The sequence below is a fragment of the Paenibacillus sp. Soil766 genome, assembly GCF_001428105.1.
In the GTDB taxonomy this organism is placed as follows: domain Bacteria; phylum Bacillota; class Bacilli; order Paenibacillales; family NBRC-103111; genus Paenibacillus_E.
In genome coordinates this window covers 102,677-117,904 of sequence record NZ_LMSJ01000005.1, presented here as the reverse complement: position 1 = coordinate 117,904, position 15,228 = coordinate 102,677, and the positions used below count along the sequence as shown (strand labels likewise).

Below are 15,228 nucleotides of genomic sequence, written 5' to 3'. Positions count from 1 at the left end.
AATGGTGGTTATCGTCTCAATCTATAGGTCAATCATGCTAAATCGGAAAGCGTTATTTTCCAGAAGGCAATGCGTTCGCGCTTCCAGGTATAGGTCACATATAGATTTAGTCCACCTGCAACAATAGCAGGGTAGGAATATTGCTTTTCTCCTTCATCTAACAGAAATTGATTTTCCCAAGTCATTCCGTTGTCATGCGAAAGTCGAATGACAAGCGGCGTTCTCGGCCCCTTTTTCATCCCTTCTTCTGGACGTGTGGGATTATAAATAAGAGCAATTGTGCCGTTATCCAGCTTCACCAGATCGATTCCGCTATTATTGTTGGGTAAATCAGTGGGATATGCTGTACACCACGATTTCCCCCCGTCCTTTGAGTCGCTGCGATATATATGCCCTTCGCTGCTTCGAGTGAGCATGTGCACATTTCCATGGGTAGATTCCCATAAGGAAGGCTGGATAATGCCTGAGCCTTTCATTACGCTGCGGTCCAATGGAACGATTTCACTTCGAGTCCAGGTCTCGCCTCCGTCGCTCGAGAGGTCAACGAATACATCCCAGGCTGGTTCCAATGAGGCAGGAGCTGCTATCGTACCGTCATACAGAACAATAGGCTTGTTTTTGACAGGACCCCTTCCTCCCTTATCCCCCTTAACCAAGGGAAGCGGAGACGTCCATGTGTGTCCATCGTCTGTTGAGCGAATAACCATCGTTTCCCATTCGGCAATCATGGTTCCGACTTTGTAATATAGAAATAGAGTACCGTCATTGGTACGAAAAAGGACGGGATTCCAATGCGGAATATCCGCTTGATCCGCTACTTTAAGGGGCGGCGTCCACCCCGTGACTCCCCTGCGTGATAGCCAAATAGCAACATCTCCGGCTTTCTCACGTGTTCCGCCAAACCATGCGGCTATAATATCGCCGTTCGGCAGCAATTCCAATGTGGATGCGTGGCAGCTAAGGAACGGTCTATCATCCTCAAAAATAAATTCCTTCATGGTAGTAACATATTTCATCTCAAACCTCCGATACAGGAACAATTTCGTAACAGAATCCCACGCCAGTTTCAAATGAGGAATCGACTCCTGTTGAACAAATGAGTTGTCCATTCAGGTGAACTTGAACCGGCTGAGCGCTCAATAACCGGCACTTCTTTCCGGCAATTGACCTGATCCAGGCGCGTGTAAGTCTACCTTCGTTCCAGTCCATATCGATTTCAAATCCGCCTCGAGCTCTCAATCCCTTCAAGCTTCCGCGCTCCCATTCAGGCGGTAAAGACGGCAGAAGTTGAATCATTCCAGCGTGACTCTGCAGCAGCATTTCCGCAATGCCTGACAAGCCGGCAAAATTACCGTCAATTTGAAAAATATTCATCTTCACCTTCGGATGCCGGTGAGCATTCATCATGTTGGGGTGCAGACCTGCCAGCAAGTCATTTAAAAATCTATTGGCGTCTATTGGGTTTCCTAGTCGTGCCCAAAAGTTAACCGTCCAAGCGCAGCTCCAGCCCGTGTGCGCTCCGCCGTGAGCAAGACGGCGTTCGAGCGTTTTTTTGCAGGCTTCAAACAGTTCGGGCTGTCCATGACGTGTCACTAGGTCCAACGGATGAAGAGCAACTAAATGCCCAATGTGTCGGTGGCCCGGTTCCAACTCCTCGAAGTCTTCGTCCCATTCCTGCAGCTGACCGTATTTCCCAATACGGAACGGGGGGATATGACTTAATGCCGTTTCCAGATGGCCCCTAAACGTGTCATCTAGGTCTAGAATGAGGCTAGCTTCTATACAATGGGCAAACAAACTTTTGATTAAAGCCAAATCCATCGTCGTTCCTTTGGTTACACTGCTTGGCTTCCCCTCAGGGGTAATGAAAAAATTTTCAGGGGAAGTGGACGGGCACGTAACCAAATATCCGTCAGGATCCTCGATAAGCCAATCCAAACAAAACAGCGCTGCCTCTTTCAATGCAGGATACGCTTGTTTGAGAAATTGTTCATCCTGGCTAAACGCGTAATGCTCCCATATATGTTGGCATAACCAAGCGCCGGCCATCGGCCAAAAGGCCCAACTGGGCGAGCCGCCGACAGGCGTCGCGGTACGCCACAAATCGATGTTGTGATGAGCGGTCCACCCCCTGCTTCGGTAGTGGACACTGGCTACTTTCCGGCCTGTAATTCGTAAATCTTCAATTAAATCAAACATCGGTCGGTGGCATTCCGCAAGATTGCCCACTTCCGCAGGCCAATAGTTCATTTCAATATTAATGTTTGTCGTCCAGCTGCTGCACCACGGAGGTTGGGTTTTGTCATTCCAAATGCCCTGCAAATTGGCAGGCTGTGTACCGGGACGAGAGCTGGATATCAGCAAATATCTCCCGTACTGAAAGAACAACGCAGCAAGACCAGGATCATCAGATCCATTTTTGACTGCCTGGATGCGGACATCCGTAGGAAGAATGCTTTTGTCTTCACCTCTACCGCCAATGTCAATTGAAACTCTGTTGAACAGTGCGGCGTAATCACACATATGCCGCTCTTTCACATGATCGTAACCCAGCCGAATGGCATTCGATAGCGATGACGCACACATGTCTGTTGGATTTCTACCTAGAACAGCCGGATCTTTTTCGAAACCATTATAGCTTGTAGCAGCGGTCAGCAGTAAGGTTACCGCACCTTTCCCGCTTACGAGAATGCGCCCACCGCTGACTTCCACTTTACCGCATTCTGCAATCGCTTGAAGGTGGATTTCAAAACCTATTCCTTTCCCCTCGGCATAGAGAACAGGATCAATGGATTTGACTGTGTTAGGCAAAACGTGATACGGGCAGCGGCCAGTAAGCGTTATCCGATCTGCACCTGTTTTGCGTACCGAAAACTGCAGTGGACTTTGAAGAGTGGCGGTAAAACTGGATTTCCTCTCGCTATTCAAACGGATCGCCATCACTTGATCAACAGCGGATACGAACACTTCACGCGTGTAAACAGCGCCATTTTGATTGTAACGCACCCTTACAACACCTGCTTCGAGATCCAATTCCCTGCTATAATCCGAAATTCCGCCCTCTTCGTCGTAGAGAAGCTCCAAATCCCCAAGCGGTAGGAAGGATTCAATATCCGGACCTCCCATGTACTGCTCGATCATCTGCTCGGCTACCGCATATTTCTTCGAAAATATCAATTCACGCACGGGTCCGAGATACCGCTCCGCATCATAGCGGACTGTTTCTCGGGGTTCCCCCGACCAAAGTGTGTCTTCGTTTAATTGAATATGCTCTCTGTTCGTGCCGCCATACACCATCCCTCCGAACCGGCCGTTGCCAATGGGAAGCGCTTCAAACCAATTCTTGGCCGGATGTGCATACCAGAGTGTGGATTTCTTATCAGTCATAGACTCTCTCCCCATCTGTCGCTTACTTACTCGTACAGCCAATCCAGCGTGTTAATGCCATCATTTTTGTGCTCGACATTTCTTGGTCGAATTTCGTGATCAGCAGGTATGACGCCCAAAATCAAGTAAGCTCCCTTGCCTAAATCAAGCGAATGCCGCCCTGCTTCATATCGAAACGTATGCACATTGACAGATGGATACGCATACAGACGTAATCCTTTTTGCAATACTGGCGCATATCCGCCCAAATCATCTGCATGTGTATTCTCTTCCAAGCTTGGGACTTGAAGCCACTGTTCATCTTTCGAATTGAAATATCCAATTAACACTTTGGAGGGGTGATGCAATTCAATATCGATTGTCACTCCGCTTAGACCCGCTTCCATTTGGCTGAATCGGATACCGGTCAAGCCATCAAGTTCCTCCGCGCATCCGACGATGTGAATATCCCCATCCACAAACACTTGCGCTTCCTTCTCAACTCGGTATGTTTCCGCGTTTCCTGACAGTAAAGTGAACGGTACCTCTTCGTATGGAACAATGGGATCTTTCATATTCTTCAGCGCCTCAGGCAATGTACCTGACTTTAACTCATTAAGATGGAACTGAAAACGTTCCAACTCTAACTCGTAAACTGGCAAACACGCCGTCCAATGCTTGTATTCAAGTCCGTTTCGAATCGGCACTTTCCGCTGCGGCGTTTGCATACTGTTGGCGAATAAATAGGTCTTTTCCGTTAAAGTCGTCAATGCACGGTAGCTTTTCAAGCTGCTCTCTAGCTGCCCAGCGGCCTCTTCCAACATTTCCAACTGTGTGAAATACTCCCCTTGAACCCTGCCTTTGTAAGTCAAAATGAGCAATGCCGCTTGAACTTTATGCACAAAGACATTGACCATGAGACGAATGGCCTGCATGTCATCGAATAAGCGATCAAATTCATCCCAGTTTCGTTTCACCAATTTGCGAGCCTTCTCGATCGCATGCACCGCGTCTGCCGCATGCCGACTGACATCTGCGATAATTTCCGAAGGCGTCTCACCGACGTGCGGTTCGCCTTTCAACTCGCGGATCACATAGTCCTCCAGCCTTTCCCCCTGAGGAGACTGAGATTCCCATAAATCAGGCCATGGCATGTGCCGATCCGGATTCGTCAATTGACTCATCGTCATTCCCAGACTCATCGTTTGACGATTGCCTTCGGTAATGCCGAAACGCCGCAGCAATTTAGGCGCACATTCGCCGGACGCTTCGTACGCGTCCAATATCGCTTCACCTGCTTCTGGACTGCCGAACCTTTGGCCAAGCACATCGATCCAGAAATTCCGTTCTGCGGCCGGATCGCGGTCCGGATTCCAAGCGTAACGAAACCAAGCTGCGAACCATATCCAATCGCGGTCCAGTTGTTTAAGTCTTGGCTCAGCCAAATCCGGGGAAAACGGCCAATCCCAGAAAAACAACGGATACAGATGAAGCCCATTCGCTTTCAGCCGATATTTGGCGGCCTGCATACATTTTTGGATAAACGAAGGTGCCCCGTAACGAAAAGGCTCCAGGTTAGCAAGAATATGTACATTCACGATATGAATCGTCTTTAGTGAGCCGAGACGGTTGTGAATGTCCTGCCATTTGCCTCGTGGTGTATACGTGGTCAATGATTCTCCGTTATATTTGGCCTCTGTATACAAATTTGGATATAGAGGCAGCGCTGCCTCAATGACCTTTTGCGGTTCAATCGCATGAGATCTCAGAATGATTGGCGGCTTTTCCTTCACATTTGAATCCTTAAGCCCTTCCAGCAAGCCCGCTAGAATCGTTTCATTAAACCATTCCACGCCGTATATTTGTCCCTGCAGCGCTTCCCCCAGGCAGACCATCAACCCCACGTTAGGGAATGAACGTACAAAGGAAGCAATCGACTTTTTATAGTAATCACTGGTTAACGGAAGCGGTTTCGGTTGATGCAGCTTCAATCCGTGCTTCTCTGCAAATGGCAGCGGAATATGAATGTTGTAAAACTTCAATACGAGCCATATGCCTCGACGATCCGCTTCTTGTGCCACCCAGCGGAACGTTTCAACGTTCAGCGCGAACTCTTCTTCTGTAACTTCAAGCGCCTCAGGGTAATCCGCCAATTTCACTAAAGAGGAAAAGGGATGCCCAGACCACAAATAGACGATATTGCACCGTTGTTCCAGCAGCATATCTAGAAATTCCTGCCACAATGTCCGGTCGTAAAACCAAGGGAAGCGTGCCTCGGTAATCGGATATTCATACGTTTGACGAGGCGGTTCGACGGTTGTTTTCTGCAATCCGATCGCCGGTCCTCTCAGTGAAAAACGTGGAGCGTCTCCAAAGGCGATATCTTCGGGTAAGAAACCTACGGCGCTGACACGCCCAGCAAGCTCTAGACAGCCATAGAGTACGCCAGAATCGTTGCCTCCGGAAACGGATGTCAGATTTCCAGGGCAAGTAGCTATGTAGAATCCTTCTCCTTCCGGAGCCTGTGTGTGATACAGCAGGACGTCTCGTTCTTCCAGCTGCTGCAGCAATTCAGATTCATTGCGGTTTCCCACAAAGATTTTTCTTTCCTGTACGGACCGGTAACTGTCCCACGTCCAGGACACTTCTTCCGCATTTACATCATAGCCACAATCCAGCAGCGCTTGTTTTAGCAACCTTATGCCATTTTCAACCCGCGGGGCAGGATTGGGCGCGTATCCAAGGGTAATAGCTTTCATCGTTTTGATCCAACCTCCATTCGATTCGTTTATTTCAAAAATAGTTCGATAACCGGAACGGCCACATTCGGTTTTTTGACAGGCAGCGATAGCGTCACGGTATGCTCATCTCGACCTTCTTTGAAAGCTCCGTTTTCAATGCCGCTCGAAACAAAACCTTGCTTAAATCTGATTTCGGACGCATCGTTTAAGAATTGTGCATACTCTACTTTTCCAGCGAAGCCGTGAAGATGGATATTTTTGAACGGCCAACTGTATACATGTACGTACATGCGATTCAATTGCGGATTGTAAGTTAACCGACAATCGTCGGGGCAAACGAATGTTTCCGGTGCTTGTGTGCATCCGTAGATGGAGCGGTTGTGCCGCTTCATCCATTCCCCCATTCCCTTCAACCGATCTATGGCACGCTCATCGAATTCACCGCGTCCAGTTGGGCCGACATTCAATAAGAGATTGCCACCCTTGCTGACAGTATCAATCATCATTTTGATCAACAATTCGACACTCTTCCATGACTCTTCTTCCCGGTGATAGCCCCACGAACCGCTAAAAGTGTGACAAGTTTCCCATACGACACGCTTTCCGTTTACCTGTACCCATTTGGTCGGCATATATTGTTCAGGGGTTGTGATATCGCCCCCCACCTGTAAGCGGTCGTTCAATAAAATGTTCGGCTGTAAGGTGCGAATCATTCGGACCAGCTCTTCACTGCCCCAATCGTCCTTGCCTTTGCCCGCCAAACCGTTTTCTTCAGGGAACGAAAAATCATAAAATAACAGATCTACTTGACCGAAATCCGTCAGCAATTCCTTCGTTTGTCCATACAAATAGTTTCGGTAGTTGGTGAAGTCTATTTGTTCATTCCCAGCGATATGATTGGGATCAAAGCGTAGCGGATGTTTAGGATCAACCGTATAATGAGGGTGATGCCAGTCGAGCAAGGAATAATATAAACCTACCTTCATATTACGTTTACGAAACGCATCTATCATAGGTCTTAGCACATCACGCCCTGCGGGAGAATTCGTTGCTTTATAATCGGTAAGCTTACTGTCCCATAAGCAAAAGCCCTCATGATGCTTTGTTGTCGCCACGAAGTACTTCATGCCCGCATCGGATGCGAGCTGAGCCCAAAGCTCGGGATCGTATAAATCCGGATCAAATCGTTTGAAATATTTATTACTGTACTGTTCCCCGCTCAATTTTTCGCGGGATTGCAGCCATTCATGTCTAGCTGCTAACGAATATAATCCCCAATGAATAAACATGCCGAAACGGTCATGTGTAAACCATTCACTGTCTCCTGTGGTTTTCTCAACTTCAAATGTCATCGTCTCTCTCCTTTATTCGGAATAACCGTCCTGGAAATAAATGTATAGCTCCCTGAACCAGCTCTGTAAATGGATTGATTGTTTGCCGTTCCTATTTCTTGCAGTCCATTTGTTACGTACCTAGCCTTATTCATGACAGTACCTGGCACATAGATCGTGGCAGTTGTGTTCACAGGAATTTGGACTCTCATAACGAACAAAGACCGTTCCCATGTCCACTCTACGCCAATCCTGCCATAAACAGAATGAAATTCACCTTTAGCGAAACGGAGCCCACCGCCAGGACGGGGGTGGATCACGATATGCTTATATCCCGGACTATACTCATCGGAGTTGATCCCTAATATATGCTGATACATCCACTCACCGACTGAACCCAATGAATAGTGATTAAACGAATTCATACCGGGATTCTGGAATCCATCCGATTCAGTCCAAGCATCCCATCGTTCCCAGATTGTCGTAGCTCCATGTTTGATGGAATAAAGCCAGGAAGGGAACGTATCTTGATTGAGTAAAGTGTACGCAAGATCTTCTCTTCCCCCTTCGGTTAATGCGGGAAGCAGATACCCGACGCCAAGAAAACCTGTCGTCAAATGATTGCCGTGGAGCTGAATATTTTCCGCCAAATAGTGAACCGCAAGTTTGCGTTGCTCATCTGTCAGCAGGTTCATCTTAAGGGCAAGCACGTAAACAGTCTGCGTATCTCCTTTGATTCGTCCTGACTGATCCACAAATGCTTCTGAAAATGCTTGTTTGATCCTGTCAAACAAGTCCGCGTATTTACGCGCATCTTCTTCATGGCCGAGCGCCTTCGCTGATTTGGAAAGCAGTGACGTACTGTATGCAAAGTAAGCGGTATCAAGCACGTCCTTTGGCGTATCCGCATGGATAGACAACCAATCTCCATAATTCGAATAACCCGGTCGAATCAAGTTCACCGTGTTCGCTTGTAAATAATTCACCCATCTGACCATCGCCGGATAACATGCTTCCAAATTTCTGAGATCGCCATAAACCTGGTAAACGGTCCAAGGAATAATAACCCCTGCATCGCCCCAGCCGCCGTTATCCGGAGCATGCCAGTTCAATTCCGTTTGGTTGATCTTAAACTCTTCCCATCCAGAATCTGGCGCGACATCAGGAAAAGCTCCTGAAGGACGCTGAGCATCGATAACATCGATCATATACTTATTAAAAAAGCGTCCGACATCCATATTGTAACTGGCTGTCCGCGCAAAAATTTGTGCGTCACCCGTCCATCCAAGCCGCTCATCACGCTGCGGGCAGTCCGTCGGCACGCTGAGAAAATTACCGCGTTGCCCCCACTCGATATTGCTGAGAAGCTTATTCAACATGACGTTGGAAGTTTCTAACCACCCCGTTTGCGGTGTTGCCGAATGCACCACTCTGCCAATGACTGTTTGAAGCGTCGGCGAACTCGTCAATCCCGTTACTTCCACATATCTGAAACCATGAAAAGTAAAATGAGGTTCAAAAGATTCTACACTATCGCCTCTCAAGATGTAGGTCTCCTGCTGTACGGCTTCACGAAGGTTTATCGTGTATAAGGTATTGTCTTCATTCAACATTTCTGCGCAGCTGACGGTAACGAGTTGACCTTCTTGTCCGTCTTCAATCTGAAGACGCACCCAGCCGACCATATTTTGTCCCATATCAAACAGGTAGGAACCCCGCGGTGTTTTCTTCATGCTGACTGGCAGCAGCTCCTTCATGACTTGAACAGGAGGATCTACTTGTGCGATCAGAACCCCATCATATCTATCTAAGATACAAGGCGACTCCCACGCATCATCGTCAAAGCCTGGCAAGCTCCATCCCTTTGGCTCCAAACGAGCATCAAAGCTTTCGCCTTTAAGTAAATCCGAATACAAGATAGGACCTGCCATTGTCTTCCATGACTCATCGGTCACGACGATTTGAGAGGAACCGTCTTCATATTCGATATGCAGTTCAAGGAGTAAATACGGATTATCGCCATATCTGTTGGGTCCAAACATACCTACGTTGCCGGCGTACCATCCCGTACCTAGGATTGCACCTAGAGCCATAGTTCCGTTGCCCAGATACGATGTTACATCATAGGTCTGAACCTGCACTCTGATCTTGTAATCTGTCCATCCGGGGGCAAAATAATCTCTGCCTACCCTTTCACCGTTGATGTGCAATTCGTACAAACCTAATGCGCTTGCATAAATGAAAGCCTGATGTATCGGCTTATCAATTTGAAATGTTTTCCTCAGATAGGGAGAGGGTAAAAGCTCCGAATGCTGCGGTTTTGTTCTGCCAACCCAACGTGCTTGCCATTCGTTCTTGTTTAGAGGACCCATCGAGAAGTAGGCTGGCCCGCTCCAGTCAGACACGATATCGTTTTTATCCCACACCCTGACCTGCCAATAATAGACCCGTCTTGCTTCTAACGGTTTTCCTCCGTAAGCAACATGGATCGATTGATCCGACTTAACCTTACCGCTGTCCCACAGATCGGCTTTATTTTCATTCAATAGTTCCATATGCGATGCAACCAATACTTGGAAGGCCGATTGGTACTGACTGTATTCTTCCGATTTCAGGATCCAACTTAAACGTGGAACGGTCGTTACTATTCCTAACGGATTTTCGGAGTATTCCGTTTTCAGATCAGAAACTTTCAAAAACCTCATCTCCTATGGACAGATTCCCTACACCGGGATACTTGAGTCCAGTGTATCTAAAATTCAACTTTCGATTATAGGGCAAATTCACCTATTTTATAGGCGACGCCCTCCACCTCTTCATGGTATTTATGTAAAAAATCATGAAAAAGACTGCAGCCATGATGAATGACATGCAGTCTAAAGTTTATATAATCATTTGCACTAATTCCTATTAGGAATGCCAGTAACCGCCTTCAGCCAAGTTGTAGCCATCAACATATCCCCAAGCGTGTTCATATGTACGCCGTCCGTCGTTAAATCCTGCCCTGTTTCACAATGAAAGAAATTTAGGAAGGCTTCATGTGTCGGCACAAGGATACCATTGAATTCTTCTGTCAGTCGATTGACAATATCAACATAAGGCTTAAGTAAACGGGTTCCTGTAGAATCAGGATACTCCTTGATGACTGTAGGCTGCATGAGGATCACACGACAATTAGGTAATTGCTTCGTTTGTTCCAATAGGCTTCGATATACAGTTTCAAACTTCTCGGGGTAGACTTGTTCCGCATCCGGTGAATCCAACTGTCGCCAAACATCATTGATGCCGATAGAAACTGAAATCCACTGCGGCTGATGATCCATGACATCCATTGTCCATCTTTTTTCCAAATCAATCACTCGGTTTCCTGATACACCTTCATTAATTATCTTTAATGACAACTTAGGGTATAACGCTGTGAGATAATCATGCAGCAGGCGTACATAGCCTGATCCCAGTTTTAAGGGGTCTTTTTTTCGGCCTTTGTCCGTTATACTGTCACCGATAAATACGATTTTGTCCTTCGCTTTAAATGGCAATGTAGCATCTCCTCTTTGTGATCAAACAGTTACATTCTGTTTTGGCTTTAACTGCTGCTTGAATAACTGATACAGCTGATCAAGCTGCATTACTTCCGACTTTTGGTTTTCTCTGAAAGTACCTGCATCTCTTGTGCGGCAGTGCATCTCTAGGGATAAACCTATTCTTTGCAGATGATATTTCGCATTAACAGGATACATCTGAAGTTCGATTAATGACGCCGGTCCGATAAATGCCTGAATCATTTCTGCGGTTTCAGTCTGAAAGTCCCCGCACTCCGAAAGACGTACATACAAGTCAGGGTGAAAATTGGCCATCACACCGCTAAAGCCGGCCACCCCTAAACGTAACGATGCTAGTAAGGTAGCGGAATTCGCATTGAATATTTTCAACGGACTTCCTTTTACAGCATCGATCTTCTCAGCAATCTGTTTAATATCGCAGCTCGTGTCCTTGAGAAACCCAAATCTGCCTGTATCCGCACACCATTTAAGCAGTTTCGGACTCATCAGCCTTTTATACGGGTAAGGGCATTCGTAAATACCAAACAGCACATCCGGCACTCGATTGAGCAGCTGTTCTGCACGGTTCAACCATACCTCGTCTGATTCTTCCGGACCAGCAAATCGATTGCTAACCAGCACGACCGCATCAACCCCGGTGTCGGCCATCCGCTTAAGCTCATTCACTTGCTCTTCGAATTCGTCTGAAATATGGCCAGAAGCGATGACGGGTACACGGCCGTTTGACTTTTCTTTGACGAACTGTGCGATTCGCACTCTCTCCTCTAAAGTTAAGTAGAACATTTCACTCGATTGACAGACTGCAAATAGGCCGTGAACACCTTGGGCAATATACCATTCGACCAACTGACCCAAAGCTTCGTAATCCACCTCGTTAGTAGTCGTAAACGGGGTTAGCATCGTTGGCCATACGCCGTTCGGAATGTTAACTTCCATTATCATCAACACCTCTTCCTGATCATTTAATGACACCTTCGCTCACATATGGATCCATCACAATTTTCAACTCCGCTTTAGCAGTCGGAGAGAGAGGTTGAACCGGCAGTCGCGGGTCTCCGGCAGGCATACCGAGCATGTTCAAAACCTCCTTCAAAACGGAAGGCAGTGTTCCCAACGAGAAGCTACTACGCAGCGCACGCAGCTTACGCTGCGACAATTCGGCTTCTTCCGGTTTACCTTGCAGCCATAAATCGTAAATGGACCTGACGACTTCCGGGAATACATTGGCCGTTGCTGCGATAGCCCCATGACCGCCTGCCATCAGTGTCGGCAATATGAGTGAGTCTGTCCCTGCCAGTACGGCGAAATCTGGATCGCACAGTTCCAGAACTTGCAAGATGTTATCAAAGCTTCCGCTGCTGTCCTTAATGCCGACAATGTTAGGTACTTTACTTAACTCCATGACCGTCTTAGGTAAGAGGGTATTGCCGGTTCGCGCCGGAATGTTATACAGGAGAATAGGCAATTTCGTCGCTTCCGCAACCGTTCGGAAATGTCCAATCAACTCTTGCTGTGTAAATGTTAAAAAATACGGTGTAATGATGGATAAAGCGTCGGCCCCCATTTGTTCAAGACGTGCAGCTAACTGGGCCGTTTCCTGCGTTCCTACGCACCCCGCGCCTACATAAATTGGAACGCGTCCCTGAGCCTCCTCGATGACAATTTCGGCAACTCGCAACTTTTCCTCCATTGACAGCGTAAAGAACTCTCCATTGGTGCCGAGGCAAAACAGACCATGAACGTTAGCAGCAATGAACCTGCGAACGAATAGTCGCAATGCTGATTCGTTGATATTTTGCTTGTCATCAAAAGGCGTAATCATAGCGGGGATGATGCCTGCTGGCTTTAACATATATCTCTCCTTGTTTGGAACGGATTTTAAATTACCACATTACATGCCTTAAGAAAGGTTATCTATCGGTTTAGGCGCAAGCTCAACCGCAGCGTGGATCGCGGCCAACATGCTTCTTTCATCCGCTATTCCTATACCTGTAATGTCAAATGCCGTCCCATGATCGACAGAGGTGCGAATGATTCCACCGTTCAAACCGATCGTGATATTCACGCCGGCTTCAATACCAAGCACTTTGATCGGTATATGTCCTTGATCATGATAACAAGCGACCACAATGTCAAAATCCCCCTTCACAGCTCGATAAAACAGCGTATCAGCCGGATAAGGACCCGTAACGTTGATACCTTCTTCTGCTGCTGATCTGATACCTGGCATCAGTTTGTGTTCTTCCTCTCCGTACCCAAACAGACCATTCTCTCCGGCATGCGGATTAATCCCGCAAACGGCAATACGCGGTTTGACGTTTCCAGCCCTCTGTAACGTTTCATGGGCCAGCTTGATTACCTTGTACGTCCGCTCCGGATTGATCATCTCAATGGCCTGAATCAGTCCAACATGTGTGGTTAAATGTATGACTTTCAGCTTTGGAGCAGTGAGCATCATACTATAATCTTCGGTATGTGTCAGTCCGGCTAATATTTCCGTATGACCCGGATAAAGGTGACCTCCCTTATGCAGAGCCTCTTTATTTAAAGGAGCGGTGCATATGGCGTCAATTTGCCTAGCCATAGCCAATTCCACTGCTTTCTCTACAAACACGTAAGCAGCGTGTCCCGCTTCGGCGGATACTTTACCGTATGCAAGATCAGGGGCAAGCAAGCGCAAATCCAAACAATCAATGCTGCCGTATTCGTAACGCCCGTCCTGAGGGCTCGATATGATATGAATGGAAGCTGTACCTTTCACGATTTGAAGTGCTCGTTCTAACATGATCGGATCTCCAATCACTAGCGGGCGGCAGCTTTCGTATACTTGAGAATGGTGCAGCGCTTTCACGATGATTTCAGGACCAATGCCTGATGCATCACCCATTGTGATTCCTATTATTGGTTTCATCTTGTCCTTAATCCTCCATTCAACGATTCCAGCGCTCGCAGCAATACTTGATCAGATCCGAATCCCCCCGCTTTGGTTACCACTGGAAGATGCTCTTCTGAAACAAGGAATCCAATCGGCACACCGGTTTCAACCTCGTCAAACACTCGAAATTCGTTTGCTTGAAGGGATGAGCAGACTTGTCTTGCCGTATCGCCGCCGGTCAATATGATGCCTCCGATCCTGCAGCGATTTATCAAACGGAACGCAGATTCTCCCAAAGCACGAGATATCGTATCGCTAACTTCTTGCGCAGTCATGCCATTCTGCGCCCCGACACGCTGGGCGAGTCGTATAGCTTCCCGGTCACCCGACGAATATAACACCGTATGAAAGTTTGCATTTATGGCCTGTGCTGCTTCTTCCACTGCATTCGCCAATTCGTGCTCTGTTTCGGCTTTACCAGATATAAGGCGATAAGCCTCCATCCGGATGCCCTGCACATTCGGTTGGCTGAGAAGGACGTCCAATTGACGGCGTGACCGAGAACTGACACTGCCGATCACAGCAAGTATCGGACCGTTTGGTTGAACTAATTTCTTTGGCGATGGCTGCGTTAAGGATTCATATTGAACTGCCAGTTGTTGTGCCAAACCTGCTGCACCAACCCAAACAACCGAATACGATGTCTCCCCGAACAGGGAAACGATACGCTTCAAATCATCATCATTGTCAGAATCTACAAGCAAATAACAAATACCTTGGGATAGACAATTTTGCAATACGAGCTCCAACGCGCTTCTCCCCTCCGCTAATATCTCGGAAGGGATGACCTCGACAGGTCGCTTCGTCTGATGACGCAATAATTCTGGGATATAGGATTCGGTTATAGGCGTTTTCGGATCGCTTGCGAACTCGGTTTCATGCAGCGGCGTTCCATGAACATACAATCTGCCTTCACGGACCAGACGTCCCGCTTTGGGATAAGCCGGGGCGATGACAACGAAATCGGGTCGATACGTGTCGTACACGGCATCCATTTCCGACCCCAGATTTCCACGCAAGGTGGAATCGATTTTCTTGAACACAACATCCGCTTCAAAAGCTTGAGCGCATCTCGATGCCTCAACAGCTCTCTGGTAAGCGGCTTCGGCATTCAGGGATCGGCTGTCGGTATCCAGTACGAGCACATCCTGCTCTGACACCGCTTCCATTCCCGCCCTGAACTGTAAACGTATAGTTACATGCAGCCCATGCTTGGCAAACTGTGCGCCTGTATCCCCTGCTCCCGTAAGATCATCGGCAATAACGGCTACTTTCAATTGCGGTAACCTCCT

The 15,228-nt window shown here is 47.6% G+C and carries 10 protein-coding genes; all 10 read right to left on the bottom strand.

Annotation, left to right across the window (positions count from 1 at the left end):
• Positions 1-32: 32 nt before the first annotated feature.
• The 10 genes from ASG89_RS05145 to ASG89_RS05100 all read right to left on the bottom strand — a co-directional run bounded on the left by ASG89_RS05145 (position 33) and on the right by ASG89_RS05100 (position 15,213).
• Entirely contained in the window at positions 33-1,016 is a 984-nt protein-coding gene (locus ASG89_RS05145) for a sialidase family protein (RefSeq protein WP_057309345.1), read from the bottom strand.
• Position 1,017: 1 nt separating this feature from the next.
• Positions 1,018-3,387, bottom strand: a complete 2,370-nt coding sequence (locus ASG89_RS05140) for a glycosyl hydrolase family 95 catalytic domain-containing protein (RefSeq protein WP_057309343.1) — start codon at positions 3,385-3,387, stop codon at positions 1,018-1,020.
• Positions 3,388-3,413: 26 nt separating this feature from the next.
• A complete protein-coding gene (locus ASG89_RS05135; protein ID WP_057309342.1) occupies positions 3,414-6,125 on the bottom strand; it encodes a hypothetical protein in 2,712 nt (903 codons plus the stop codon).
• 29 nt (positions 6,126-6,154) lie between these two features.
• Positions 6,155-7,459 (bottom strand): alpha-L-fucosidase, encoded by a 1,305-nt coding sequence (locus ASG89_RS05130; protein WP_057309341.1) that lies wholly within the window; start codon positions 7,457-7,459, stop codon positions 6,155-6,157.
• Positions 7,456-10,134, bottom strand: coding sequence for a glycoside hydrolase family 78 protein (locus tag ASG89_RS05125; RefSeq protein WP_082592753.1), 2,679 nt, complete (start codon positions 10,132-10,134; stop codon positions 7,456-7,458). The genes ASG89_RS05130 and ASG89_RS05125 overlap by 4 nt, the downstream gene beginning before the upstream one ends.
• Positions 10,135-10,338: 204 nt before the next feature.
• Positions 10,339-10,977 (bottom strand): SGNH/GDSL hydrolase family protein, encoded by a 639-nt coding sequence (locus ASG89_RS05120; protein ID WP_057309337.1) that lies wholly within the window; start codon positions 10,975-10,977, stop codon positions 10,339-10,341.
• Positions 10,978-10,998: 21 nt separating this feature from the next.
• Entirely contained in the window at positions 10,999-11,937 is a 939-nt protein-coding gene (locus ASG89_RS05115; RefSeq protein WP_057309335.1) for a dihydrodipicolinate synthase family protein, read from the bottom strand.
• Positions 11,938-11,959: 22 nt separating this feature from the next.
• Positions 11,960-12,853 (bottom strand): 4-hydroxy-tetrahydrodipicolinate synthase, encoded by an 894-nt coding sequence (gene dapA / locus ASG89_RS05110; protein ID WP_057309334.1) that lies wholly within the window; start codon positions 12,851-12,853, stop codon positions 11,960-11,962.
• Between the two features lie 48 nt (positions 12,854-12,901).
• Positions 12,902-13,912 (bottom strand): 4-hydroxythreonine-4-phosphate dehydrogenase PdxA, encoded by a 1,011-nt coding sequence (gene pdxA / locus ASG89_RS05105; RefSeq protein WP_057309332.1) that lies wholly within the window; start codon positions 13,910-13,912, stop codon positions 12,902-12,904.
• Positions 13,909-15,213, bottom strand: a complete 1,305-nt coding sequence (locus ASG89_RS05100) for a four-carbon acid sugar kinase family protein (protein ID WP_057309330.1) — start codon at positions 15,211-15,213, stop codon at positions 13,909-13,911. Before ASG89_RS05100 ends, pdxA begins: the two co-directional genes overlap by 4 nt.
• Positions 15,214-15,228: the final 15 nt, after the last annotated feature.